This window comes from Arabiibacter massiliensis (assembly GCF_902386925.1).
Lineage (GTDB): Bacteria > Actinomycetota > Coriobacteriia > Coriobacteriales > Eggerthellaceae > Arabiibacter > Arabiibacter massiliensis.
In genome coordinates this window covers 815,359-841,174 of the sequence record NZ_LR698996.1, presented here as the reverse complement: position 1 = coordinate 841,174, position 25,816 = coordinate 815,359, and the positions used below count along the sequence as shown (strand labels likewise).

The following is a 25,816-nucleotide window of genomic DNA, read 5'->3' as shown; positions in this document are numbered from 1 at the left end:
GCGCTGCCAAGCTGCTAGCGTTTCACCTGTTCACCGTCTTACCCTCCGCAAACCCGCTTTGAGCGGCCATAATCGAATCGCAGATTTCCGTCAAAAACTGCCACCAAATCCGATTTCGCCGTCAAACCAGGGTTGGCATAGACCAGGGAGGGGCTTCGCCAAGGCGAATGGGGCGGGCGAATGGCAACCCCCCCCCAACGCAAAAAAGCCCGCGCGAGCGGGCTTTTCGGGTTCGACCTGGGAGATTGCGCTTTAGGCGCGCTCCACCTTGCCGGCCTTCATGCACTTCGTGCAGATGTTGGCCTTGCGGACGCGGCCCTTGGCATCCTTGATGGTGACCTTCTGGATGTTGGGACGGAACCAGCGGTTCGACACGCGATGCGAGTGGCTGATGCTGCGCCCCGCGACCGGCGCCTTACCGCAAATTTCACAGACCTTCGACATAGTTCTCACTCCATTGACGTTTGGTTGCTCGTCGGCTCTCGGCCGTTGTTGACAAAAAAGCCCTCATACTATAGCACATAAACTGAAGAGGTCACAAGAATTTTTCGTGTATTATACTTTCCGTCCCGATCAGGCGCGTCGCACGACCGCGAGGCCATGCGTTATACTGCTTGAACAGGTTTTCGTCGTGCGCGGCCCTCGGTCCGCGCCGTGAAAGGAATGCCATGAGCGATACGATACCAGGCAACCTCCACGTTGCCAACGATGTTCTGGCCGACATGGTCGGCAACGCCGCGCTCGAATGCTACGGCGTCGTCGGCATGGCCGCCCCTAACGCGGTCGACGGCATCGCGAAGATCCTCCCGGCCTCCCGGCTACGCCGCGGCGTGGTGGTGACCACCACCGAGGCCGGCGTGCACGTGGAGCTCTACGTGGTCATCGAGTACGGCACGAACATCAACACGGTGTCCCAGAACCTCATCGACCAGGTCTCGTTCGCGCTCACCGAGTACGCCCGCGTCCCCCTCGACGGCGTCGAGGTGCACGTGCAGGGCGTCAAGGTGCGCAAGTAGCGCCACCGCCTTCGACGAGCCGCGCGGCTGCCTTGGAGAGAGGGGCGGCGCGCCGCGGCGTGTACGCTAAAAGGAGAATAGATAAGCAATGTCAGAATCCTATACCGCGAACGACCTGCTCAACGCCATCGCCGCCGCGAGCAAGACCTTAAGCGAGCGCAAGGACGAGATCAACCGCCTCAACGTCTTCCCGGTGCCCGACGGCGACACGGGCACGAACATGTCGCTCACGCTCGAGACCGTCGTCGAGAACCTGGCCCGGCTGCCCATCGGGGCGGAGGGCGCGGAAATTCGCAAGGCGATCACGACCGGCGCCCTCATGGGAGCGCGCGGCAACTCCGGCGTGATCACCTCGCAAATTTTGCGCGGCCTGTGCGAGGGCAGCGTGGGCCACGAGCTGGACGCCGTCGGCATCGACGCGGCGTTCTCATCGGCCGTGGACGTCGCGTTCCAGGCCGTGCGCAAGCCGGTGGAGGGCACCATCCTCACCGTGCTGCGCGACAGCGCCGCCGCCGCCAAGCGCGCGCGCAAGAAGAAGCTCGCGCCCGAGGAGGCCCTGGAGGCCGTGGTGGAGGAGGCCTACGCGTCGGTGGGGCGCACGCCCGAGCTTCTGCCCGTGCTCAAGGAGAACGGCGTGGTGGATGCGGGCGGCTTCGGCCTGGCCATCTTCTTCGACGCGTTCGCCTCGGCGCTCACCGGCAAGACGGGCCCGCTGCGCGACGAGCTGGCGTTCGCGCGCGGCGGCGCGGGCAAGGTGGAGATCGAGCAGATCAACGACTGGGAGGGCTCGGAGTTCCGCTACTGCACCGAGTTCCTCGTGCACTCCGACGACATCGACGAGGACGCGGCCAAGGACTTCCTGCCCACGATGGGCGACTGCGACCTCATGGTGGGCATGCATCCCAACTTCAAGGTGCACGTGCACTCGAACCGCCCCGACGAGGTGCTCGGCTGGTTCTTGAACCACGGCGCGCAGATCTCCGAGGTGCACATCCACAACATGCAGCTGCAGAGCGCCGCGCGCACCGACTCCCTGGCCTCGGAAGAGGCCGCCGAGCGCAAGCCGCTCGGGTTCGTGGCCGTGGCCGCGGGCGAGGGCAACGCGAAGATCCTCAAGAGCCTGGGCGTGGACGTGGTGGTGTCCGGCGGGCAGACCATGAACCCCTCGACGAAGGATCTGCTCGACGCGGCCGGCAAGGTGAACGCCGACGCCGTCATCATCCTGCCGAACAACAAGAACATCATCATGGCCGCCCAGAGCGCCTGCGAGCTGTCCGAGTCGCCATGCGCGGTCGTGCCCACGCGCAGCGTGCCCGAGGCGTTCGCCGCGCTGTTCGGCTTCGACGAGTCCGCGAGCCTCGAGGAGAACGTCGAGTCGATGACCGAGGCCTACGCCGAGGTGAAGACCGGCGAGGTCACCACGGCTATCAAGGACTCCAAGGACGCGCACGACAACCCCATCAAGGAGGGCGACGTCATCGGCATCGCCGACGGGGCCATCGAGGCCGTGGGCTCCACGACCGAGGACGTGGTCATGTCGCTTCTGGACACGATGGAGGCCGCCGACGCCGACACGCTCACCATCTTGGCGGGCGAGGACCTCTCCGACGAGGCGTTCGAGGCGCTCGTGGCGCGCATCGAGGAGGCCTACGACGAGCTGGAGGTGGACGCCCACCGCGGCGACCAGCCCCTGTACCCCATCGTGATGTCCGTGGAGTAGAGCGTATTTTGTCATCCTGAGCGAGCGAAGCGCCGCGTCTGTCATCCCGAACGGGCGGAGCAGCGCCCCCCCCTCTTGTCATCCTGAGCGGAGCGCGCAGCGCGGAGTCGAAGGATCCCGCGCGGCGATAGCCGAAAGCGCCGCAGCTGGCGCCACACGGGATCCTTCGACTCCGGCGGCTTCGCCGCCTCCGCTCAGGATGACAAGAGGCTAGCGACGAGGAAGTTGAATTTTGCCGAAAGCGCCTGACACGAACACGCCCGACCGCCTGGCGGCCACGCTCGCGCTCGACGAACCCGTCGGGCGCGTCCGTTTGGTGAGCCCGGGGCGGGCCCGCGCGCTCGAGGGGCTCGGCATCCGCACGGTGCGCGACCTTCTCACCCACTTCCCGCGCCGCTACGTGGACCTGTCGGCCAAGGAGACGGTGGCCTCGGCCGTCATCGGCCAGTCGTGCACCATCGAGGGCGCGGTGCACGAGGTGAAGCTCAAGCGCCCCAAGCCGCGCCTGTCGCTCGTGGAGATCTCGCTCGTGGACGAGACGGGCGTGCTGCTGGTGACGTGCTTCCGCCAGCCGTGGCTCGCCGACCAGCTGAAACCCGGCATGCGCGTGGCCGTGGCCGGCAAGCTGGAGTTCAACTACGGCTTCAAGCGCATGACGAACCCCTACCTCGAGGCGCTCGACGAGGGGCAGGGCGGCGGGGCCGAGGGCATGGTGATCCCCGTGCACCCGGCGTGCGAGAAGGTGTCGGCGGCGTGGATGCGGCGGCTCGTGGGCAACGCGCTGGAAGCGTCGCGCGGCCTCTACGACCCGCTGCCCCTCGAGCTGCGGGCGAAGTACCGCCTGATGAGCCGCGCATCGGCGCTCTCGTGCATCCACTTCCCGCACGCGATGGCCGAGGCGGCCGAGGCGCGTCGGCGGCTCGCGTACGAGGAGGTGCTGCTGCTCGAGCTCATGCTCATGCGCGAGGAGCGCGAGCGCACCGACGGCCGCGAGCCCGTGCGCCACGTGACGGACGGCCCGCGCGTGGCCGCCCTGGCGGCGGCGCTTCCGTTCGAGCTGACCGATGTGCAAAAGGAGGCTCGGCGCGCCATCCTCGCCGAGCTGGCCGCGCCGCGCACCGCGAACCACATGCTGTTGGGCGACGTGGGCACCGGCAAGACGGTCGTCGCCGCGTTCGCCCTGGCGGCCGCGTCGGACACGGGCGCTCAGGCGCTGCTCATGGCGCCCACCGAGGTGCTCGCGCGCCAGCACGGCAAGAGCCTGGGGCCGCTCTTCGACGCCGCGGGCGTCACCTGGGAGGTGCTCACCGGCTCGACCTCCGCCATCGAGCGCGAGGCCATCCTCGAGCGCTTCGCGGCCGGCACGGTGGACGTGCTCATCGGCACGCACGCGCTGCTCGAGGACGACGTGCGCCCGCGCCGCCTTTCCCTCGTGGTGATCGACGAGCAGCAGCGCTTCGGCGTGGAGCAGCGCGCGAGGCTCCTGGCCAAGGGCGACGCGCCCGACGCGCTCTACCTCACGGCCACGCCCATCCCGCGCACGCTCGCGCTCGCGCTCTACGGCAGCCTCACGCTCTCGTATCTGAAGCGGCGCCCGCACGATGTCGCGCGCCGGGCCACGTTCGTGCACCAGAAGGCCGACCGGGGCCGGGCCTACGACGCCGCCCGGGAGGCGCTCGCGCGCGGCGAGCAGGTGTACGTGGTGTGCCCGCTCATCGGCAAGGACGGCGAGGAGCGCGACGCCAAGGCCGCGGGCGCGCGCCGGCGCGAGGCCGACGAGGAGGCCTATGAGTTCGCCGCCATCAGCATCGAGGACGACGCCGACCTCGCGGGCGACGACGTGGCCGCCGCCTCGAAGGAGGCCGCCTACCTGCAATCCACCGTGTTCGCCGACTGGCGCGTGGAGCTTCTGCACGGGCGCATGGGAAACACGGAGAAGCAGGACGTCATGCAGCGCTTCCGCGACGGCGAGACGCACGTGCTCGTGGCCACCACGGTCATCGAGGTGGGCGTGGACGTGCCCAACGCCACGGTCATGATCGTGGAGGACGCCGATCGCTTCGGCCTCTCGCAGCTCCACCAGCTGCGCGGGCGCGTGGGCCGCGGCGAGAAGGACGCGCAGGTGCACCTCGTGTCGGCCTCGAAGTCCGACGCCGCCCTCACGCGCCTGGCCGCCATGGAGCGCACTGACGACGGCTTCGAGCTGGCCGCCTTCGACCTGTCGCTGCGCCGCGAGGGCGACATCCTAGGCAACCGCCAGCACGGGGCGAGCGGGCTCAAGCTGGTGAACGTGGTGCGCGACGGCAAGATCATCGAGGCCGCGCATGCCGACGCGGCGGCCATCCTTGAAGAGGATCCGCGCCTCGAGCAGCCCGCCCACCGGGTGCTCGCGCGCGAGGTGCGCCGCGCCTTCCCCGACGAGAGCGCCGTGCAAGGAGGCTGACGAGGACATGAGGATCATCGCAGGGGAGTTCCGGGGCCGGCCGCTCAAGGCCCCCAAGGGCGACGGCACGCGCCCCACCACCGATCGCGTGCGCGAGTCCATGATGAGCGTGGTGGCGAGCGCCCGCGGCGGCTTCGACGGGGCCGCGGTGCTCGACGCGTTCGCGGGATCGGGCGCGCTCGGGCTGGAGGCGCTCAGCCGGGGGGCGGCGAGCGCGTGGTTCTACGAGCGGGCGGGCGAGGCTCTGCGGGCGCTCGGCGGCAATGTGAAGGCGCTCGGCCTCGATCCGCGCCGCGCGCGCGTCTGCCGCGCCGACGTGCTGAAGAGCCCGCCGACGCGTGCGCGGGCGCCCTTCGACCTGGTGTTCCTCGACCCGCCCTACGCGCTGTCGGCGGCCGAGGCGCTCGGGGTCGTGCGGGCGCTCGCCGAGGACGGCGCGCTCGCGGACGATGCGCTCGTGGTGTACGAGCACGGGGCGGCGACGTGCGCGGAGGCCGACGACGCGGCCGCGGGGGCGGGTTTGTCCCTTGCGCAACGCAAGAAGTACGGCGATACTGTCGTGGACATCATGAAACCGAAGGAGCACAGCCTACTATGAAGCGAGCATTGACGCCCGGCACGTTCGATCCCATCACGAGCGGGCACCTCGACGTCATCACCCGGGCGGCCCAGCTGGTCGACGAGGTGGTGGTGGCGGTGGCCGCCTCCCCGAAGAAGCAGCCCCTGTTCACGCTCGAGGAGCGCGCGGGGCTCGTGCGCGAGGCCACGAGCCACCTGCCCAACGTGCGCGTGGAGCCCTTCAACGACCTGCTGGTGGACTTCGCCGCGAAGATGGACGCCACCGTGGTGGTGAAGGGCCTGCGCGCCATCACCGACTTCGAGTACGAGTTCCAGATGACGGCTTTGAACTACCAGTTGAACCAGGAGCTCGAGACGCTGTTCATCATGTCACCGCCGCAGTACATGTACCTGTCGTCGTCCATCGTGCGCGAGATCGCGAGCCTCGGCGGCGACGTGGACCAGTTCGTCCCCCCCTGCGTGGCCGAGGCTTTGAAAGGGAAGTTCGCCTAAGCGGGACGGGGGCGTGACAGGGGGACGGCGTCACGCCCGCTACGCCCCGACAGCGCCCCGACAGCGCCCCGACAGCGCCCCGACCGGGTAAGATGTGCACGCTTTGTGCAGTGGAGCTTGGCATTCCCCGCTTCCATGCTAGAATGTGGGGATGTATGCGCGCCAGGTACCCGCGCGCGCTCACGCAGATGAAACGCAGCACGCCTGGGTGGAAGGACGATAATGGACGAAACAGGAGTCTTGGGGCTTTTGGAAGAGCTCTCGATTCTGCTTGAGGACTCTAAGCCGGTGTTCGGCAAGAACAACATGCGCCAGGTGGACATCGCCGCGGCGTTCGAGATAATGGACGAGATCCGCGACACGTTCCCGAGCGAGTTCGCCCAGGCCCGGCAGATCGTTCGCGAGCGTCAGAGCCTGCTCGACGACGCCGAGGCCGAAGCCAACCGCATGATCGAGGACGCGCGCAGCCAGGCCATGACCATCGCCAGCGAGCAGGAGATCGTCCGCATCTCCCAGCAGCAGGCCGACCAGGTGCTCGCCGACGCCCGCGAGCTGGAGCGCCAGACGCGCGCCGGCGCCGAGGACTACGCCGACGAGGTGTTCGGCCACGTGGAGCAGAGCCTCGACACGCTGCTCGGCAACGTGCGCCGCTGCCGCGACCGCCTCAACGCGAACTCGCTGGCCGCAGGGCGCTAAATGGAAACGCGCATCCTGGTTCCCAACGAGCTCTTCGCCCCGGCGGAGAGCTCGCATTTCGAGGGGTGGACGAACATCCCCGTCATGAAGGCCGGCCCCGACCTCTACGATTTCGAGGGGCCGCTGGCCTGGCAGGTGGACATCTCGAACACGGGCGACGCGCTGCTGGTCACCGGCACGGTGGAGGGCGAGGCCAAGACGGCGTGCGCCCGCTGCCTCGACGAGTTCTCGTTCGAGGTGACCGGCGAGATAGAGGGGTACTTCCTGCTCGACGGGGAGAAGGATGCGCCCGAGGACATGGACGACGACGAGTTCGACGTGCTGCCCGAGGACCGCGTGATCGACCTCGAGCCGCTCATCACCGCGGCGCTCATGCTGGAGTTCCCGCTCGTGCCGCTGTGCGACGACGACTGCAAGGGCCTGTGCGCCACGTGCGGCGCGAACCTCAACGAAGGCCCCTGCGGCTGCGCGCCGGCCGAGGACGCGGGCGACGACGCGCCGCCGAACCCGTTCTCGGTGCTCAAGGACTTCCCGTTCGACGAGAAGTAGGCCGACCGCCTTTCGATAGCGATGCGCCCGCCCCCTCCGGCGGGCGTTTTTCGTCTGCACCGTCGGAAGCGCAAGATCGATGAAGACGAGGGCGCGCTTTTCTGGTTGAATGGATGGTTCGACGCGGCGGACGAAGGGAGGAGCCCATGGATCGGGAGCAGGAGCGTGCGGTGGGGCGCGTGCTCGAATGCGTCGAGGAGCGCCTTTCCGAGCGGATCGACCTCGACGCGCTGGCCGAGGAGGCCGGCTACTCCAAATACCATCTGCATCGGCTGTTCGCCGAGGCGACGGGCTTCGCCGTGTGCGACTACGCGAAGCGCCGCCGCATCACCGAGGCCGCGCGCGCCCTTGCGGCGGCGGACGCCCCGCTCGTCGAGGTGGCGCTCGCGTTCGGCTACGAGAGCCAGCAGGCGTTCTCCTCGGCGTTCGCGGCGCTGTACAAGACCTCGCCTGCGCGGTTCCGCGAGCAAGGGGAGTTCTACGCGCTCCAGCTTCCGTTCGAGCTGGGCGAGGGCGCGGGCGCGCCGGACGCGGAAGGCGGCTGGGAGGTCGAGTGCGCCGAGCCGGGCGACGAGGTCGCGTGGATGGAGCTCATGCGCGCGGCGGTGGACGGGTTCCCGCACCTCGACGAGGCCGGGCACGGGGCGTGGGCGGCGGCTTGCATCGCGGAGGGCCGCGCGCTCGTCGTGCGGGACGGCGACGTCCTCGCGGGCGCCCTCGCGTTCGATCCGGAGGCGGCGCGCATCGATGTTTTGGCGGTGCGCCCCGGGCAGCGCCGGCTCGAGGTGGCCCGCGCGCTCGTGGACGCCGTGCGCGCGGTGGAGCTGCCGGAGCGCGACGTGTCAACCACCACGTTCCGCGCGGGCGACAAGGCCGACACCGGCTGGCGGCGGATGCTCTTCGACCTGGGGTTCGAGGAGGCGGAGGAGGCTTGGGAGCTGGGATACCCCGTGCAGCGGCTCGTGCTGCGCGCGGAGGGCGGGCGCGGGGACGCGACGGGCGAGGAGCGCCGCCGCCTGGCCGAGACGCTCGGCCTCCTGCATGCGGCGCTCGAGGAGGCCGAGGGGCTGCACGAACGCGTGGACGGCGCGTACCGCGAGCAGAAGCGCTACATGGTGGAGTACCGCGGCGAGATCGACCCGGCCGAGGGGTTCCAGAACGAGCTCGCCCTGGCCGAGGTCGATCGCCGGGCGGCCGAGGCGCGCACGGCGGCCGAGCGGCTGCGGAAGATGCTCGACGCGCCGTACTTCGCGCGCGTGGACTTCGCGGCGGCGGGGGAGGGGGTGCCGGAGGCGTTCTATCTGGGGCGCTTCTCGTTCTCGGCCGAGGGGCGCACCGTCGTGTCCGACTGGCGCTCGCCGGTGGCGGGGCTGTTCTACGAGCACGACGAGACGGGGCCCGCGGCCTACGACGCGCCTGGGGGACGGGTGGAGGGCGTCCTCTCGCTCAAGCGCCAGCTGGGCGTGGAGCGCGGCGAGCTCGTGTACGTGGCGGACGGCGCCTCGGGCGCGCGCGACGAGGTGCTCGCGCGCGAGCTGGGGCGCTCGACCGATGCGGGCATGCGCGCCATCGTCGCGTCCATCCAGGCCGAGCAGAACCGCATCATCCGCGACGAGGAGCCGGGCACGATGGTCATCCAAGGCGTCGCGGGCTCGGGCAAGACGTCCATCGCGCTGCACCGCGTGGCGTATATGCTCTACCGCCGGCGCGGCGAGCTGTCGTCGCGCGAGGTGGCCATCCTGTCGCCGAACAGCGTGTTCGCCGACTACATCGCCGGGGTGCTGCCGGAACTCGGCGAGGAGCCCATCGCGTCGATCGACCTGCGGGGAATCATGGAGCGGGTGCTCGGAGGAACGGCGCGCGTCGCGCCCGCGCTTCCGGGGGTCGACGGCGCGCGGCTCGAGCGCGCGCGGCTGAAGGGGACGGTTGCGTTCGCCCGCGCCCTGCTCGCGTTCTTGGAGCGCGCGCCGGAGGCGGCGTTCGCGGCCGAGGACCTGGCGTTCGGCCAGCGCACGCTCGACGCGGCGTGGGTGGAGGCGCGGTTCCGCGCGCACGGGGGGCTTCCGCTCGACGAGCGGCTCGACCTCGTGGCGGCGAGCGCCGTGTACGAGCTGGAATCGACGAGCGTGGGGCGCGACCGCCACGCCGTGCCCACGAGGCGCGAGGCGCGCCGCCGCCTGGCCGACATGCTGCGGGCGAAGGACGCGCTTTCGCTGTACCGCCTGTTCATGGCCGAGCAGGGCTGGGAGGACGCCCTCAAGGTGGGGCCGAAGCGCACGGTGGAGTGGGAGGACGCCGCGCCGCTCGCGCTGCTCCAGGGCGCGTTCTCGGGCTTCGAGGCCTACGACGGCGTGAAGCACCTGGTGGTGGACGAGATGCAGGATCTCTCGCCCGTGCAGCACGCGCTCGTGGCGCGCCTGTTCCGCTGCGACCGAACCGTGCTCGGCGACTGCTGCCAGGCGATCGACCAGGGCTCCGGCGCGACGCTCGACGACATCGCCGAGGCGTACGGGGCCGCGCGCGCCGTGCGGCTCACGCGCAGCTACCGCTCCACGAGCGAGATCGTGGCGCTCGCGAACCGCGTGAAGCCCGCGGCCGCGCTCGAGGCCGTGGAGCGGCACGGCGAGGAGCCCCGCATCGTCGGCTGCGCGGACACGGCGGAGGTGCTCGCGCGGGTGCTGGAGGCCGTCGAGGCGTTCCGCGCGGGCGGGCTTACGACGCTCGGCATCCTGCACGCCTCCGACGAGTTGGCTGCGCGCTACTTCGAGCTGATCAGCCGCGACGTGGATGCGCGCCTTCTGACCGAGGAGTCCGCGACGTTCGGTGAGGGCGTGTCGGTGGCCTCCGTCAGGATGGCGAAGGGCCTCGAGTTCGACGAGGTGGTGGTGCTCGACGCCGACGCGCGTTTCTTCTCCGGCGAGCTGGGCCGCAACCTCCTCTACGTCGCCGTCACCCGCGCCCTCCACCGCATAACCCTCCTGCACCGCGGCGACCCCGCCCCCTTCCTCGCCGGGTAGGGACGCGAGTCGTCGCATACGCCCGTCCCGTCGCATTCGTCCCGTACCACGCCAGCTCGCCTCACGTGCCCGCCCCGCCGCGCCGGCCCTTCGCAGCCGCGATGTTTCACGTGAAACATCCGTTCTGGAACCCCCTCTTGACGCACAATCGAGCGCCTCGGGGGAGTGGTGCACGCGAATCGGGCCCTCTCAACACGAAAACCCTCGACGTGAAAGGATCTCGGCGATACATCCGCGTGCCAGGGTTTCGCGACCTGGGAAAACGCCGAGGGCTATTGCTCCGGGGAGCCGACGGCCGCCCTTTTCCGCCTCCGAGTCTTTCACGTCGAGGGTTTTCGTGTCGAGAGGGCCCGATTCGCGTGCAGGAGGAAGCGGTCGCCGCACTTGTGCGTCAAAAAAGAGTCGGGACATCCGTTCTGAATGACATCCTTCGAAGTCTGCGCCCAGGATGACAATCCCTGCGCCTCGTGCTACAATATTGAATATTTATTCAATGAAAGGAAGTTCAACAAATGGTGACGAGGCAGGAGCAGCGGGAGCGGCGGCGCGAGGAGATCCTCCGGGCGGCGCTGCGCCTGTTCGTGCGCAAGGGGTACGCGGGCACGAAGGTGGGCGACATCGCGGAGGCGGTGGGCATGAGCACGGGGCTCATGTTCCATTACTTCGACTCGAAGGAGGCGCTCTTCGGGGAGTTGATCGCCTTCGGCGTGGAAAGGCCGATGGCGATGATGGACGGCGGCACCGGCGCCGACGCGCTCGCGTTCTTCGAGGGGGCCGCCGCGAGCATCCTGGGCTTCCTGCGCGAGGAGCCGTTCATGGCCGACATGTTCGTGCTCATGGGCAACGCGCTCATGGACGACGCGATCCCGCGGCACGCGAAGGAGCTGCTCGCGGGCTTCGACGTGAACACGCCCACGGCCGAGGTGGTGCGCCGCGGCCAGCGCGAGGGCACCATCCGCGAGGGCGACCCCGTGGCGCTGTCCATCGCGTTCTGGGCCGCCATCCAGGGCATCGCCGAGGAGCTGGCGTTCGACCCGAGCATGCCGTGCCCGGAGCCGGAATGGATCGTCGACATCGTGAGGAAGAGGTAGGGGATGAGCATGGGGCGAACGGATGTTTCACGTGAAACAATGGGCCGCAAGCGCGTGGCCGTCGTGGGAGCGGGCATCGCGGGGCTCGCGGCGGGGGTGTACGCGCGCCAGAGCGGCTTCGACGTCATCGTCTTCGAGGCGCACGCCATTCCCGGCGGCGCGTCGACCAGCTGGAGCCGCAAAGGCTACCTGTTCGAGGGCGGCATGCACTGGCTCACGGGGTCGTCGCCGAAGACGGCGCTCAACGCGGTGTGGACGGAGATCGGCGCGCTCAACCCGGACGTGCCCGTCTACGTGCGCGACCCCTTTCTCGTCTACGAGTTCGAGGGGCGGACGGTCTGTCTCTACCGCGACCTCGACCGCCTTGAGGCGCATCTGCTGGACGTGGCCCCCGAGGACGGGCGCGAGATCCGCCGCCTGGTGAAGGACGTGCGGAAGTTCGCGAAGATGGACATGCCCGTCACCGATCTCAAGGGCGTGAAGGCGGCCGCGCCACGCACGGTGGGCCTGGGGACGATGCTGCCGATGCTGCCGGCGATGGCGCGCATGCCCTTCTACGCGGGCCAGACTTCCCGCACGTTCTCGGAGCGCTTCTCGAACCCGCTGCTGCGCACCCTGTTCACGAGCATGGTGGGCGAGGACATGAGCGCGATGGGCCTTGCCTTCACGCTTGCGACGCTGGCCTCGGGCGACGGCGGCTACCCGCTGGGCGGCTCGCTCGCCATGGCGCGGCACGTCGCGCAGACGCTGGAGAGGCTGGGCGGCCGGATCGAGTACCGCACGCCGGTTGAGCGCGTGGCGGTGAGGGACGGCCGCGCGACGGGCGTAGTCGTGGGCGGCGAGGAGCGGGCGTTCGACGCCGTGATCGTGACGCAGGATCTGCGCATGGCCGTCGACGAGCTGTTCGACCCGCCGCTCGCGGAGGGGTGGGCGGACGACCTGCGGGAGAACGTCTCGCCCATCCTCGACACGTTCGTGAGCCTCGGCATCCGCGCCGACCTCTCGGACGTGCCCGAATGCGTGAGCTTCTCCGTGGGCGAGTCCGTCTTCTGCGGCGGGCAGCGCCACGACGTGCTGGGCGTCAACAACTACGCCGCCTACGAGGGCTACGCGCCCGCGGGCTGCACGGCCGTGACGCTGTTCATGAGCGGCGACACCTACGACTGGTGGGCCGCGAGACGGGCCGACGGCACCTACGCGCAGGAGAAGGAGAAGCTGGCTGAAGCGGTGATCGCTGCGGTGTCGAGGAAGTACCCGCAGGTGGAGGGCAAGGTGGAGGTATGGGACGTGGCCACGCCGCTCACCTACGAGCGCTACCTGCATTCGTACAAGGGCTCGTGGATGTCGAACATGGCGCCGGGCGGGAAGATGGGCAGCTATCCCTCGAAGCCCGAGGGCATCGCGGGCGTCTACTTCGCCGGCCAACGCATCACGCCTCCGGGCGGCCTGCCCACCGCGGCCCAGACCGCCCGCACCGCCGTCCAGCACCTCTGCCGCGACACGGGCACGGTGTTCCAAGGCGCGCTCTGAGAAGCGCGCGGTCACTATGTTTCACGTGAAACATTCGTGCTAAGTCGCCAGATGTTTCACGTGAAACATCGGTAATGCGAACATGGGGGAGGCGTGTTGGGATCGGACGATTCGACGCGCCTCCCTTTTTCCGCTTGACATCCCGCCGGTCTCCCCTTAGACTGTCAGTTAGTTACTTGAGTAACTAACTGACAAGGAAGGGAAGGGAGGCGGCGTGAACATCGATCCGGGCAGCGACGTGCCCCTGTTCGTGCAGATCGCCGAGCAGATAGAAGACGATGTCTTCACCGGCGCCTTCGCCGAGGGCGATCGCGTGCCCTCCACCAACGAGCTGGCGGCGCTTCTGGGCATCAACCCGCACACCGTGCTCAAGGGCATGAACATCCTCGTGGACGAGGGCATCATCTATAAACGGAGGGGTATGGGCATGTACGTGCAGGACGGCGCGCGCGACAAGGTGCGCGCGAAGCGCAAGAGCGCCTTCGACGAGCGCTACGTAGCGGCCCTCGTGGCCGAGGCGAAGAAGCTGGGATTCACGAAGGAGCAGGTCATCGACCTCATCGAGAAGGGATACGACCATGCGTGAGCTGCGTGCCGAGCATCTGACGAAGCGGTTCGGAAAGACGACGGCGCTCGACGACGTGACGCTGTCCTTGGAATACGGCAAGATCCACGCGCTTCTGGGTCGCAACGGCGCGGGCAAGACGACGCTTCTGGGCATCGCGTCCAACCGCCTCGTGCCCACGGAGGGCCGCATCCTGGTGGACGGCGAGCCCGTCACGGACAACCCGCGCTCTCTCGCGAAGGTGTTCTGCACGGGCGACGTGCAGATGATCCCCGGCTCCATGTACGTGGATGACCTCATCGAATGGATGGGCCGCTTCCACGAGGGGTTCGATGCGAAGCGGGCCCTGCGGCTGGCGAAGGCGTTCGACCTCGACGTGAAGGCGAAGACGGGCGCGCTCTCCACGGGCTTCCGCACCATCTGCCAGCTGGTGCTGGCGCTCTCGCTGGACGCGGACTACCTGCTGCTGGACGAGCCGGTGCTGGGCCTGGACGCGAACCACCGCGAGCTGTTCTACAAGCTGCTGATGGAGGACTACCTGGAGCGGCAGCGCACGGTGGTCATCGCCACGCACCTCATCGAGGAGGTGGCGAACCTCGTGGAGCGCGTCACCATCATCGACGAGGGGCGCGTGCTCATGCAGGCCTCGGCCGACGAGCTGCGCGCGAGCGGCTACAGCGTGTCGGGCCGCACCGGGGACGTGCGGGCGTACTGCGAGGGGCTCGACGTGCTCGGCATCGACGAGCTGGGCGGCGTGGCGGTGGCGTACCTGCTGGGCAAGCCCGACCCCGCGCGCCTGGCCGATGGGCTGGATACGGCGCCCATGAACCTGCAGAAGCTGTTCGTGAAACTGACCGAGAAGGGGGAGTGACCTTATGAAGCTCAAGGCAGCCTTCCGTTACCAAGCCGTGGAACTCGTGCAGAGCGCAGCGGTGTTCTGCCTGATCATCGGCGCTATCCTTGCTGTTCTCTTCGTGATGATGCTCTCGGGTAGCGGGCAGGTGGCGCTGCCGGCCATGGGCGCGCTGCCCTATGCGCTCATGGCCTTGCTCGCCCTGTCCACGCTGCCTGGCGACATACGGTTCCTCATGCAGATGGGGCTCACGCGGCCCCAGATGATCGCGAGCACGGCGGCGTCGCTGGGAGCGGTCTGCCTGTTCCTGGGCGTCGTCGAGGCGGTATGCTCCGTCGTATTCCCGGCGTTCTGGCCAAGCGGGCAGTCGCTGTTCCTGATGACGTACGGGGTGGAGAACGGCCCCGTGCTCGACTTCCTGTTCATGTTCCTGGGCTGCGCCGCGGCCTCGGGCGCGGCGCTCGCGTTCGCGGCCCTGCAGATGCGCTTCGGCACGCGCCGCGTCGTGCTCTCCCTCATCGCGATCTTCGTGGTGGTTCCCTGGGTTCTTTCTGCCGTCCTGCCGTCGTCCATAGCTTTCTGGCTGGCCCTTTCGGATGCGACGCAGGCGGCGTTCGGCTTCGGCGCAGGGGCGAGCCTTGCGAACCCGTTCATCACGTTCGCCGTCGTTGCGGCCCTCGGCGTGCTCATCGCCTGGACCGCCGTCCGCCGCATCGAGGTACGCTGACCGGGACTGTTCAACTTAGGCCGGTTCGTGCGTCAAGCTTCTTCGGTGGTATACTTGATGGGATAAACAGGGGTGCCGAAGGGGAGCGGGGCTAGATGCGTTTGGACACTGGGTCGGACAAGAAGGGCTCTCGCTCTCTCTTTCTGCTCGGCTTCGCTTTCTGGTGGGTATGGTGGGACATGTTCAGGATCTCGGACTCCCACCTCCTGCCTGACGGCGTCGGCTACGACACCGATCTCGGTCGACTTATGCTCGCGGTCGGATGCAACGTCGGATTCTTCCTCATGTGGCGTTTCGGCAAGCGGATCGGCCTCGTTTGCCTTCGTCCGAAATTGCTCATTGCATCGGTTGCGATCATCATCGGCTGTATGGTTCTGTTCTATCTGCCGGTCGTGAGCGTCGCGCGTCCGGCACCTCTTGCGCTTCCGCTGGTCATCGGCATGGCGGGTGCACCGCTGTTCTTTGCCTGGTTCGAGTTCTACAGCCTGGACGCCGTGCCGCAATCGCCCACCCTTCTTCCCATTTGCCTGCTTTTGGACATAGTCCTGCTTCTGACGGCCCTGGTGGCGCACTTGTTCCTTCCGACTTGGATCATCATCCTCGTGCATTCCGCCGCACCGGTCGCCTCCTGTGCGATGCTGCTTAAGAACGTTCGGGACTTCCGCCCCTCGTTCTCGACGTCGTTCGACGAGGCGCTTGCAAAGCCTCCTCTGCGCTTCCCTGCGAAGCTCATGGCCGCGCTCATCGTCTTCGGGGCGACGTTCGGCTTCGTGTTGAATTTCGCTCCCAACCTCACGCCCGATCATTCCGCCACGCACCTCTCTCTTGCTTTGGAAATAGCCGGGGCCGCGCTCGGGGCGGTCATCTTCCTTGCATTCGCTCGGCGTTTCGTGGAGGAGCCCGAGAAGATATTGTCCATGCGCTGGGCCATGGTTCCCTTCGTGGTGTTGAGCCTCATGTCCCTTCTGGTGGTAGGAGGGCTGAACCCGTACGTGTCCAAGGCGTTCCTCTGGACTGGATACGAGTATCTTGATCTGGTGATGATGACCATTTACATCCGAATGGCGCGGGAGCTGGCGGCGCGGCCTCTGACGGTGAACGCCCAGGGACAGTCGGCCGACACGTTCGGCATCGCTGCGGGGATGGCGCTTGGCATCGCTGTGGGGGCGGTCGTGCCCGACGTGTCTCAGACGGCGCTTTCCGTCATCGTGACCGTGGCCGTGATGATCGTGATCGCCACGGCTATGAACATCATGACGGATCGCAACATATCGACGTTCTGGGGGATGCAGAAGAGGCCCGCCCGCGCGCTCGAGCAGATAGCGGCACGGCGAGGAAAGCGCCTCGAGGCGTTTGCTGACTTGTACGGCCTCACGCCGCGCGAAACGGAGATCCTCGGCGAGCTTGTTGAACAGAAGCGTCCGAAGCTCATTGCCGAGTCGCTGTTCATCTCTCCCGAGACGGTGCGGTCGCACACCGCTCGCATTTACGCGAAGACGGGCTGCCATTCCCAGATCGAGCTTGTGAAGCTCTTCGAGGAGGAAGGTTGCGAGGCCGTTTGACCGGTGAAACAGAAAGGGCCCGACTCGAAAGCCGGGCCCTTTCTAATGCTGCGTACTGCGAGCCTCTCTCAGTCCACGCTGAAGCTCACCACGGCCGCGAGCGGGCTCGCCTTGCCCTGGTCGTTGACCGATCGGACTTTGAGCTGGTATTCACCAGGGGATTTTGGCGTATAGACGAACCGCCACCTCACCCAGCGACCCGCTTGCGCCCCTTTCGTCGAGAAGCCCGTCCAGGTTGCTCCGCCGTCCATCGAGAACTCGACGGCCTTGATGGCGTGGTCGTAGTCGTCGGCGTACCCTTCGAACACGATGGGCTCCCCCACGGAGGCCTCTCCGACCATGAGGATCTCCTTCCTAGCGTGCGACCGAAGCGGACACGTTCGGCCGGTTCGTGTACATCATGCCGGACTCGGACAAGTCGGGCTCGGCGGGCGGCTCGTCCTGGCATGAAAACTCGACGTTCACGACGTCGCGCGTGAAGTGGGCACCGGCAGAGCCTGAAAGCCAAAGCTGGTTGGTTCCGCCCACGGAAGCCGCGAGCTCCTCGCCGTTGATCTCGAAGGCGATGACGGCTCCGTGCGAGAGCACGTAGGTGAGGGGCAGGCTCGACCTCGTCCCGTCAGCCGACTCGAACGTGACGGTGTTCACGTCGGCGTCGATGCCGGCCCGCACGATAAGCTCGCGGACGGGCACTCCAGTGACCTCTGCATTTGCGATGGCTCCACCGCCGGCTTGGTTCGCCGAGCATGCGCAGGTCATCACCTTGGTCTCCACATCGTCGCCCTCGGAGAGCTCGCCCAAGGTGGCCACGAAGGCGTTGCTCACGTCTCCCTTCACCTCGATGGTCCAGCTGTCGGGGTCGCCAGCCGCATAGCGGGGCAGCTGGCTGCACACGGCCGTGACGGCCTTCTGGAACATTCCGCGAATCGTCTCGTTCGGAGTGATCTCGTCTTGGCTGAACGCGAACTCCCCTTGGACGTCGGCGACGCTCACCAGGGATTGGGCCGTTGCGGAGGTTTCGCCTCGGGCCTCCTGGCCGGTGGCTTGCATGCCTTCTGCCTCGTCAGCCAAGGCCGGCGCGGCGTACGCCATGCCCATGCCCGCCACCATGGTCGTTCCCATGAGGGCGCTCAGCACTTTTGCGCTCTTGTTGTTCATCTTTCCTCCGTCCTATTTTTCCACCGTCACGATGATGTTGGCCGGTGCGGTCTGCACTGATCCGTCCTCGCTTTCGGCCAGCACTTTCACGACGTAGGTGCCCGCTTCCTCGGGAGTCCACGAGAAATCCCAATAGGTCCACTGAGTGGGGTCGAGGTCTGCGGGAGGGGCGAAGTCCACCCAGGTGTCACCGTAGTCCAGGCTGAAGCTCACCTTGTTGATGGCTCCCATGGACGATGCCCACGAGAACGAGAAACCCGTCAACTGCACCGGCTCGCCCTTCTTGAACGTCGTGCCGTCCTCCTGGAAGAAGGCGGAGTTGACCGGGTAGATGGCCTCGATGAACTTGTTCCTGTCGTAGGGGTTGAACACCTTCTCGGGATCGTCCATGGCGCGGAAGTCAAGGCTCGCCACATGCTTGACCCAAGCCGCGCCCGGCGTGCCGGGGGTCACGACGCAGGCGGGCGCTCCCTGGTTGTCGTTCAGCTCATGTCCGTAGAACTCGAGCGCGACCATGCCGTCGGCTGCCAAGATGGAGCTGATCGACATGCCGTCGTATCCCTCGCCTGTCCACGTGTCTGCGCTGACGGGGAACATCTGAACCGTGGCTTCGTCGGCGGCAAGGCCGCCGCATGCCTCGATGATGTCCGCCATGAGCACGCCCTTGACGGGGATGTTCATGACCGTCGTGCAGCCGAGGCCGGTGGTCTCGCAGCATTGGGTGACGGTGTACTCGGTTTGCGGCATGCCCTTCAGCTCGTCGAGCGTGAAGGAGCGCGGGTTGTTGACGCCCTTGATCTCAAGCTTCCAATCGCTGTAATCGTAGTCTTCGAGATGCCATTGCGTGCCGTTGATGTCGATGCTCTGCCAGTTGTTGATCTCCATGCAGTCTTTCTCGTCGGTGACGGGTTGACTGAACCTCACGTCGACGTTCGGGCTCGCAGCCACGTTCACGCCGGAGATGTAGCCGCTGTCGGCGATGCCGCGCGACTGCACCCAGTACAGCGTGTTGACGTCGGTGGGGTCGTCGTAGCCGGCGTAGAGGGAGTCGTACTTGACCTCGTCCCACAGCTCCCATGTGACTTCCTTGTCCTCGCCGTTGAGCGTTGCGTGGCAGCTCCAGCAGTTGCCGTTCTGCTCGTCAGTGAACATCGGGTTCGCATAATGGGACGCATGGATGGAGTCGCCGAAGTAGATGCCGGCGCGACCCCAGCGGAAGTCATGGCAGGGCTGGCAGTCCGCGTAGGTCATGGCCTTGTCGTAGCCTGCATAGTCGATGATGTGCTTGGGGTTGGTGGTCTGAAGCACGTCTATCAGATCTTCGTGGCATGAGTTGCAGCCGCGATTCCCCGTGTTTTGAAGCTGGTTTTGATAGATGTCCGGCAGGTCTCCCGTGTCGACGTTCTGGAAGTTCGCCCCGGTCGTCGTCGTGATGGCGGGAGCGCTTGACTTCGCTTTGTCCTCCGTCCCCCCTCCGTCCTGCCCCGCCGCTTGCGGCTGGCATCCTGCAAGGAGGAACGCGCCCACGACGAGTACTGCTGCCGCTGTTGCGAGGAATGCTTTCGCCGTCTTTGAGCGCGTTGCGGCGGGTTCCTCTTTCGTTCCTTTCATGTTTCACCTCGTTTCTCGCTTGGCGTTGATCGTCGTCCAGGCGTCTGTTCCTCCTTCCCCTCTCGCGCGGACCGACCTCGTCGAGCATAGAAGGAACTGAAGGTGTCGGTCATCGCGCAGAATTATGCAAAGCGCTGGCGTTCGAACACCAGGGCCTACATAAAAATTGGTGAGGTCTTCGGGACGTTTTGACGGCGTTTGGATAAGTCTGTGGGTCGCCTGTTCTCAAGAGCTCCGGTAACGTCGGCGGCGTCGGATGAGAAGATAGGAGGAGCATGATGCTGGGAAGCGATATGAAACGAAGGACGTTCATGAAACTCGCCTCGGTTGCCGTCCTCTTGTGCGCTTTCCCCCTTGCGGGGTGCGACCAAGATCAGAAAGAAGCGGCATCGAGCGAGGCTTTGGTCGTTGAGCCTGCGTTCGGAGAGGGCTTTCAAACGGTGATGGACGCCATGAGGCAGGAGGCTCCCGACGCCGTTCTTTTGGCGGTGCGCACGTCGACTGTGGTGGAGCCGGAGACGCGGTGCTCGTGGTCTTACCTGTTCGGCTCCGAAGGCGAAGGGTGCGCCTACACCGCTTTCACGAGCGAGGGAAAGGCGTACCCCGCCTATTTGGGCGTCTATGAGATCGACGACGAGGAATGGGCGTCGATACCCCCCGCGGACGAGGTGGGCGTGGACGCTGATCAGGCGCTTTCGCTCGCGCTGGATGCATGGGGCGGGGAGGAGGCAGCGGAGAACTGTTATGTGTACCTGCTCACCCATATTGCCGAGAACGAGGATCCGTCGGCGGGCACTATGAAGTGGTATGTTGAAATCAACATGCCGGATGCCGACGGCGAGGCTCTCGCTGCAACGGACGGGGAGTCGCCTTCGGGTTCGGCCGAGGCTGCTTTTTCCGTGGATGCACGATCGGGAGCGGTGGAGAAGGTGAAGTGAACCGACTCCTTGTCGAGAGCCTCCCTTTTCTTCAAAAGAGGTGGGCTTGAGGCAACCGGAGGATGCACGCGGGATGGCGGCTCGTTGACGGCGCCGCCTTCGGGTCCGCCGTCCGCCGCGCCTCGCCTACCATGAGCGGGATAGGCATCCATCATGGCGACGAGGCGGGGAGGCGAGCATGGCGAAGCGGGCAGCGCGGGACGGCGGCATCGATCCCTCGCAGGTCGCGCGGCACTTCCTGTTCGCTCTTGCCGCAGGGGTCGTGGGCGCGGCGGCGTCCATCGCGCTCTCGCTCGCCGTCGACTTCGCCGCGAAGCTCTCTGCCCGCTTCCCGTGGCTGCTCCTCGCGCTGCCGGCGCTCGGCGCGGCGTCGGTCGTGCTCTACCGCGCGCTCAAGCTGCCCGATCACCTGGCCACGGACACGCTGGTCGACCGCCTGCGCCGCAACGACCCCGTGCCGCCCGCCCTTGCCCCGGGCATCCTCGCGGGCACGTTCCTCACGGTGCTCGGCGGCGGGTCGGTGGGCAAGGAGGCCGCCGCGCTGCAGATGGGCGCGTCGCTCGGCGCGCTCGTGGGCCGCCCCTTCAAGCTCGCGCCCGTGCGCCGGGGCGCGCCGGCCATCCCGCAGGGCTACGCCGCAGCCGTCGGCATGGCGGCGTGCTTCGGAGCGCTCTTCTTCGCGCCGCTCGGCTCCACGATGTTCGTGCTGGAGCTCGCCCGCTTCGATCGGACCGTGGCGCGCCATGTGCCCACGCTTCTGCTCGCGTCGTTCGCGGCGTTCGGCATCGCGCGCCTCACCGGCATCGGCGATGTCATCCCGGGCGTCGCCGTGCCCGCCCTCTCGTGGCCGCTCGTCGCGCAGTGCGTGCTCGTGGGCCTCGCGTGCGGGGCGGCGGGCACCGTGTTCGGCACGGGGCTGCGCCTCGCGCGCCGCGTCGTGCGCCGACGCGTCGGTCGGCCCCTGATAGCCGCCGTCGCGGGCGGCCTTTTATTCGCGGGCGTTGTGCTGGCCTTCGGCTGGCAGGGCTTCGAGGGCACGGGCATGCCGCTGCTGCGGGGGGCGCTCGCGGGGCACGCGGGAGGCATGGACTTCGCCGTGAAGGCGGGCCTCACGGTGCTCGCGCTCGGGTTCGGCCTCAAGGGCGGCGAGATCATGCCCATGTTCACGGTGGGCGCGCTTCTGGGCTGCGCCCTCGGGGGCCTCACGGGGGCGGCGGCGCCGTTCTCGGCCGCGCTCGGGCTGGCGGCGTTCTTCGGGGCAGTGAGCCGCTGCCCGCTGGCGGCGCTCCTCATGGGCGCGGAGATATTCGGCCTGGCCGCAGCGCCCTACCTCGCGCTCGCGGTGGCCGTGGCCTACGCGGGCAGCCGCGACGTGGGCGTGTTCGGCCGCGGCACCGCAAGCGCGCTCGCGCGTCTGCGCGCTCGGGCCCGCCAGCGGGAGGACGCCCGCCGCCGGGAAGGCCGCTGAGCCATGACGCGCCCGGCCCGCCGCCTTCCCGTCCAACTGGCGCGCCACGCCGCGTTCGCGCTGGTTGCCGGCGCGACCGGGGCGCTCGCGGCGGCGCTCGCCACCCTCGCGCTCGACGCGGCCTCGGCGCTCTCCGCGCGCTTCCCCTGGCTCCTGCTCGCGCTGCCGGCGCTCGGGGCGGCCTCCATCGGGCTCTTCCGGCTGCTGGGCCTGCCGCTCGGCGCGCAGCCGGGCTCGGTGGTGGAGGACGTGCGCGAGAACGACCGCGTGCCGCCCGCCCTCGCGCCCGCCGCCCTCGCCGGCACGCTGCTCACGGTGGCCGGCGGCGGCTCGGCGGGGGCGACGGCCACCTCGCTCGCCATGGCGTCCTCGGCCGCGTCGGGACTCGGCCGGCTCGCGCGCGTGGAGCCCTTGGCCGCCTCCGGCGCGCGGACGCCCCGCCGCGGCTGGACGGCGGCCTGCGGGATGGCGGCCGCGTTCGCGGCCCTGTTCGGCGCGCCGCTCGCCGGCGCCGCGTTCGCGCTCGAGCTCGTCCGCTTCGACGGCGCGGTCGTGCGCCACCTGCCGGCCGTGCTCGCCGCGTCCCTGACGGCCTGGGCGGCTTCCCTGCTCTTGCCCGGCGGCTACGCGCTGCCCGCCATGGCGCCGCCCGGCCCCTCGTGGAAGGCCGCCGCCCTCTGCCTGCTCGTGGGGCTGGCCTGCGCCGCTGTCGGCACGGTGTTCGGCTGGTCGCTGCGCGCGCTCAGGCGCGGCTTCGGGCGGGCGCGCGCCCATCCGGCCCTCGTGGCCGCTGTGGGTGGGGCGCTCGTCTGCGCGCTCGTGCTCGCGTTCGGTTGGCAGCGCTTCGAAGGCTCGGGCCTCGCGCTTCTCGCGGATGCCTTCGCCGGCGGCGCCGCGCCCTTCGACTTCGCCGTGAAGGCGCTGCTCACCGTGGTCACGCTCGGCTTCGGTTTCAAAGGCGGCGAGGTGATGCCCGCGCTTTCGGTGGGCGCGCTCCTCGGCGCGAGCTGCGCGGGCCTCATCGGGGGTGCGCCCCTGTTCGCGGCGGCCATGGGCGCGACGGCGTTTCTCGCGGCCGCCGCGCGCTGCCCGCTCGCGGCGGTGCTGCTGGCAGCCGAGGCCTTCGGGTGGGCCGCCGCGCCGTGGGCCGCCCTCGCCGTCCTGCCCGCGTACCTGGGCAGCGCGGACGTGGGCATGTTCGGCCGCGGGATCACGAGCCGTCGCGTCAAGGATCGCGGGAGCGAAAAGGAAAGGTAAGCGCTACAATAGCCTTATGGAAACGAAACGAACCCCCGCAAACCCCGGAGCCTGCGCAAACCCCGAAGCCTCCGACGCGCCCGCCGTCTCGGCGCGCCAGGTGCTCGCGCGCTTCGCAAGTTACTACGGGCCCTACAAGGGGCTCTTCATCCTCGACCTTCTGTGCGCCACGGTGCTCGCGGCCGTCGACCTCGCGTTCCCGCAGTTCCTCGGCTTCTTCACGAAGGACTTCTTCCTCAGCGCGCCCGAGGCCATCCTCGCATCGCTCGGATGGATCGCGCTTCTGTTCGCGGCGCTCTACGGCGTGCGCACGGCCTGCCAGTACTTCATCACCAGCTGGGGCCACATCATGGGCGCGCGCATGGAGGCCGACATGCGCCGCGACCTGTTCGAGCAGTACCAGCGCCTCTCTTTCAGCTACTACGACCGCAACAACACCGGCGAGATGATGAGCAAGCTGGTCACCGACCTCTTCGACATCTCGGAGCTCGCGCACCACGGGCCGGAGAACCTGTTCATCTGCATCCTTAAGATCGCGGGCTCGTTCGCGCTGCTGTTCCTCATCAACGTGCCGCTCACCGCCATCATGCTGCTGGCCACGGCGCTTTTGGCCGCCTACGCGTTCTGGCGCAACTACCAGAAGCGCGTCATCTTCACCGAGAACCGCCGCAAGATGGCCGACATCAACGCGCGGCTGCAGGACTCGCTCGGCGGCATCCGCGTGGTGAAGTCGTTCGGCAACGAGGCGGTGGAGATAGGGAAGTTCGACCGCGCGAACGACCGCTTCGTGGCCACTAAGGAGAGCTCGTACCGGTTCATGGGGTCGTTCCATGCGGTGAACTCGCTGTTCATCGGGGTGCTGTATACGGTCACCATCGTGGGCGGCGGCTACTTCGTGGCCACGGGCGGCCTGGACGTGGCGGATCTGGCCATCTACGCCCTCTACATCGGCATCTTCATCTCGCCCATCGAGCAGCTCATCAACTTCACCGAGCAGTTCCAGAAGGGCTACGCGGGCTTCCGCCGCTTCATGGAGGCGCTGGCCGTGCGCCCCGATATCGCCGACGCGCCCGACGCGGTGGACCTCGCCGCTGCCGAGCGCGCCCGCTGCGGGGGAGCGGAGGGGTTCGTGGCCGGGGCGGTGCGCTACCGCGACGTGCATTTCAGCTACGACGGCATCCACGAGGTGCTGCGCGGGCTCGACCTGTCCGTGCCGGCCGGCGCGACGGTGGCGCTCGTGGGGCCCTCGGGCGGCGGCAAGACCACCACCTGCTCGCTGCTGCCGCGCTTCTACGACCCGGACGCGGGCAGCGTGGAGATCGACGGCATCGACGTGCGCGCCCTCACCGTGGAGTCGCTGCGCGACGCCATCGGCATCGTTCAGCAGGACGTGTACCTGTTCGGCGGCACCATCCGCGAGAACATCGCCTACGGCCGCGCCGACGCGACGACGCCCGAGATCATGGAGGCCGCGCGCCGCGCGAACATCCACGAGTTCGTCATGGGGCTGCCGGAGGGCTACGACACGTTCGTGGGCGAGCGCGGGGCGCGCCTGTCCGGCGGGCAGAAGCAGCGCATCGCCATCGCGCGCGTGTTTTTGAAGGATCCGCGCATCCTCATCCTCGACGAGGCCACGAGCGCGCTCGACAACGAGAGCGAGCGCGCCATCCAGAAGTCGCTCGGGGAGCTCTCGGCCGGGCGCACCACGCTCGTGATCGCGCACCGCCTGTCCACCATCCGCGGTGCCGACCTCATAGCCGTGGTGGAGGGCGGCCGCGTCGTGGAGCGCGGCACCCACGACGAGCTGCTCGCCCTCGGCGGCACGTACGCAAGGTACTACGAGATGCAGTTCGGCCCGAGGGAGCCTTCGCCATCCTGAGCGAGCATCTTGTCATCCTGAGCGGAGCGCGTAGCGCGCAGTCGAAGGATCCCGCGCGGCGCCAGCCGAAAGCGTCACGGCTAGCGCCGCGCGGGATCCTTCGACTGCTCTCACTTCGTTCGTTCCGCTCAGGATGACAGGGGGCCTCGCTTGTGAAACCTGCGTGCGGTTTGGGAAAATGTGGGAAACGACCCCTTGCGGCGCGGACTTCGCTTTGATAGTATATCGGTTCGCGTGTTTACCAAGCGAAAACGAGCGAGCGGACGCTGCTCGGCTTACCTGAAGGAGATAGAGAACCATGGCTGTACCTAAGCGCAAAATGGGCCGTGCCCGCACCCACGCCCGTCGCAGCTCCAACGACAAGATCGCGGCCCCCTCGCGTTCCGTGTGCCCGCAGTGCGGCGAGGCGAAGCTCCCGCATCGCGTGTGCCCGAACTGCGGCTTCTACAAGAACCGCGAAGTCATCGAGACCGAGTAGCACGGTTCGCGCTTGCGCGTCGACACGGTGCGCCGCGCGTTGACAAGCCTCCCCGCACATCGCGCTTTTCGCGCGAAGCGCCGGGAGGCTTTTTGCATGTTCGTCTATAATACGGTGGAGAACCATGCGTTGCGCGCATGCGCCTGCTCGCCAGCGGCCGGCCGCCCCGATCCGGGCCCGCCGCGAG

At 68.0% G+C, this 25,816-nt stretch carries 23 protein-coding genes; 19 read left to right on the top strand and 4 right to left on the bottom strand.

The features are described from left to right. Positions 1 to 252: 252 nt before the first annotated feature. On the bottom strand, positions 253 to 444 hold the full coding sequence (gene rpmB / locus FX134_RS03600) for a 50S ribosomal protein L28 (protein WP_080797701.1): 192 nt from the start codon (positions 442 to 444) through the stop codon (positions 253 to 255). A 224-nt stretch (positions 445 to 668) separates the two neighbouring features. Here rpmB and FX134_RS03595 point away from each other — a divergent pair, with 224 nt between their 5' ends. The 14 genes from FX134_RS03595 (at position 669) to FX134_RS03530 (ending at position 16,840) form a co-directional block, all read left to right on the top strand. Next, positions 669 to 1,016, top strand: a complete 348-nt coding sequence (locus tag FX134_RS03595) for an Asp23/Gls24 family envelope stress response protein (protein WP_080797698.1) — start codon at positions 669 to 671, stop codon at positions 1,014 to 1,016. A gap of 88 nt (positions 1,017 to 1,104) precedes the next feature. Continuing rightward, positions 1,105 to 2,736 (top strand): DAK2 domain-containing protein, encoded by a 1,632-nt coding sequence (locus tag FX134_RS03590; protein WP_080797694.1) that lies wholly within the window; start codon positions 1,105 to 1,107, stop codon positions 2,734 to 2,736. Between the two features lie 232 nt (positions 2,737 to 2,968). Beyond that, positions 2,969 to 5,179, top strand: coding sequence for an ATP-dependent DNA helicase RecG (locus tag FX134_RS03585; RefSeq protein ID WP_080797691.1), 2,211 nt, complete (start codon positions 2,969 to 2,971; stop codon positions 5,177 to 5,179). A 7-nt stretch (positions 5,180 to 5,186) separates the two neighbouring features. Further along, the gene (rsmD, locus tag FX134_RS03580) at positions 5,187 to 5,777 is read left to right on the top strand and encodes a 16S rRNA (guanine(966)-N(2))-methyltransferase RsmD (RefSeq protein WP_080797688.1); all 591 of its coding nucleotides are present in this window, start codon (positions 5,187 to 5,189) and stop codon (positions 5,775 to 5,777) included. Then, positions 5,774 to 6,250, top strand: a complete 477-nt coding sequence (gene coaD / locus FX134_RS03575; RefSeq protein ID WP_080797684.1) for a pantetheine-phosphate adenylyltransferase — start codon at positions 5,774 to 5,776, stop codon at positions 6,248 to 6,250. Before rsmD ends, coaD begins: the two co-directional genes overlap by 4 nt. Positions 6,251 to 6,472: 222 nt before the next feature. Further along, positions 6,473 to 6,946, top strand: coding sequence for an ATP synthase subunit B family protein (locus FX134_RS03570; RefSeq protein ID WP_080797681.1), 474 nt, complete (start codon positions 6,473 to 6,475; stop codon positions 6,944 to 6,946). After that, complete coding sequence (locus tag FX134_RS03565) at positions 6,947 to 7,495, top strand: YceD family protein (RefSeq protein ID WP_080797678.1); 549 nt, start codon at positions 6,947 to 6,949, stop codon at positions 7,493 to 7,495. It abuts the gene before it with no gap. Between the two features lie 146 nt (positions 7,496 to 7,641). Next, positions 7,642 to 10,512 carry a helix-turn-helix domain-containing protein gene (locus tag FX134_RS03560; protein ID WP_172623364.1) on the top strand — a complete coding sequence of 957 codons (2,871 nt, stop codon included), beginning with the start codon at positions 7,642 to 7,644 and terminating at the stop codon, positions 10,510 to 10,512. Between the two features lie 512 nt (positions 10,513 to 11,024). Next, entirely contained in the window at positions 11,025 to 11,603 is a 579-nt protein-coding gene (locus FX134_RS03555) for a TetR/AcrR family transcriptional regulator (RefSeq protein WP_080797671.1), read from the top strand. Positions 11,604 to 11,612: 9 nt separating this feature from the next. Continuing rightward, entirely contained in the window at positions 11,613 to 13,133 is a 1,521-nt protein-coding gene (locus tag FX134_RS03550; RefSeq protein ID WP_197735967.1) for a phytoene desaturase family protein, read from the top strand. 214 nt (positions 13,134 to 13,347) lie between these two features. Further along, positions 13,348 to 13,719 (top strand): GntR family transcriptional regulator, encoded by a 372-nt coding sequence (locus FX134_RS03545; RefSeq protein ID WP_080797665.1) that lies wholly within the window; start codon positions 13,348 to 13,350, stop codon positions 13,717 to 13,719. After that, complete coding sequence (locus tag FX134_RS03540) at positions 13,712 to 14,569, top strand: ATP-binding cassette domain-containing protein (protein ID WP_080797663.1); 858 nt, start codon at positions 13,712 to 13,714, stop codon at positions 14,567 to 14,569. The genes FX134_RS03545 and FX134_RS03540 overlap by 8 nt, the downstream gene beginning before the upstream one ends. A gap of 4 nt (positions 14,570 to 14,573) precedes the next feature. Then, the gene (locus FX134_RS03535; RefSeq protein WP_080797660.1) at positions 14,574 to 15,278 is read left to right on the top strand and encodes a hypothetical protein; all 705 of its coding nucleotides are present in this window, start codon (positions 14,574 to 14,576) and stop codon (positions 15,276 to 15,278) included. A gap of 101 nt (positions 15,279 to 15,379) precedes the next feature. Next, positions 15,380 to 16,840, top strand: coding sequence for a helix-turn-helix transcriptional regulator (locus FX134_RS03530; RefSeq protein ID WP_172623363.1), 1,461 nt, complete (start codon positions 15,380 to 15,382; stop codon positions 16,838 to 16,840). 68 nt (positions 16,841 to 16,908) lie between these two features. Here the strand turns inward: FX134_RS03530 and FX134_RS03525 are convergent, their stop codons facing one another. The 3 genes from FX134_RS03525 to FX134_RS03515 are packed head-to-tail and all read right to left on the bottom strand — an operon-like array spanning position 16,909 to position 19,609. Next, positions 16,909 to 17,181, bottom strand: coding sequence for a triple tyrosine motif-containing protein (locus FX134_RS03525; RefSeq protein ID WP_087881527.1), 273 nt, complete (start codon positions 17,179 to 17,181; stop codon positions 16,909 to 16,911). A gap of 13 nt (positions 17,182 to 17,194) precedes the next feature. Continuing rightward, entirely contained in the window at positions 17,195 to 17,998 is an 804-nt protein-coding gene (locus FX134_RS03520) for a molybdopterin-dependent oxidoreductase (protein ID WP_080797653.1), read from the bottom strand. A 12-nt stretch (positions 17,999 to 18,010) separates the two neighbouring features. Beyond that, the gene (locus FX134_RS03515; protein ID WP_080797651.1) at positions 18,011 to 19,609 is read right to left on the bottom strand and encodes a molybdopterin-dependent oxidoreductase; all 1,599 of its coding nucleotides are present in this window, start codon (positions 19,607 to 19,609) and stop codon (positions 18,011 to 18,013) included. A 443-nt stretch (positions 19,610 to 20,052) separates the two neighbouring features. Between FX134_RS03515 and FX134_RS03510 the strand changes: the two genes are divergently transcribed. The 5 genes from FX134_RS03510 (at position 20,053) to rpmF (ending at position 25,629) form a co-directional block, all read left to right on the top strand. Further along, the gene (locus FX134_RS03510; RefSeq protein WP_172623362.1) at positions 20,053 to 20,547 is read left to right on the top strand and encodes a hypothetical protein; all 495 of its coding nucleotides are present in this window, start codon (positions 20,053 to 20,055) and stop codon (positions 20,545 to 20,547) included. 178 nt (positions 20,548 to 20,725) lie between these two features. Beyond that, positions 20,726 to 22,015: a chloride channel protein gene (locus FX134_RS03505; RefSeq protein WP_080797647.1), complete on the top strand. Its 1,290-nt coding sequence runs from the start codon at positions 20,726 to 20,728 to the stop codon at positions 22,013 to 22,015. A gap of 3 nt (positions 22,016 to 22,018) precedes the next feature. After that, positions 22,019 to 23,272, top strand: coding sequence for a chloride channel protein (locus FX134_RS03500; RefSeq protein WP_080797646.1), 1,254 nt, complete (start codon positions 22,019 to 22,021; stop codon positions 23,270 to 23,272). Between the two features lie 16 nt (positions 23,273 to 23,288). Then, the gene (locus FX134_RS03495; protein ID WP_080797644.1) at positions 23,289 to 25,151 is read left to right on the top strand and encodes an ABC transporter ATP-binding protein; all 1,863 of its coding nucleotides are present in this window, start codon (positions 23,289 to 23,291) and stop codon (positions 25,149 to 25,151) included. Between the two features lie 298 nt (positions 25,152 to 25,449). Next, positions 25,450 to 25,629, top strand: coding sequence for a 50S ribosomal protein L32 (gene rpmF / locus FX134_RS03490; protein WP_080797642.1), 180 nt, complete (start codon positions 25,450 to 25,452; stop codon positions 25,627 to 25,629). Positions 25,630 to 25,816: the final 187 nt, after the last annotated feature.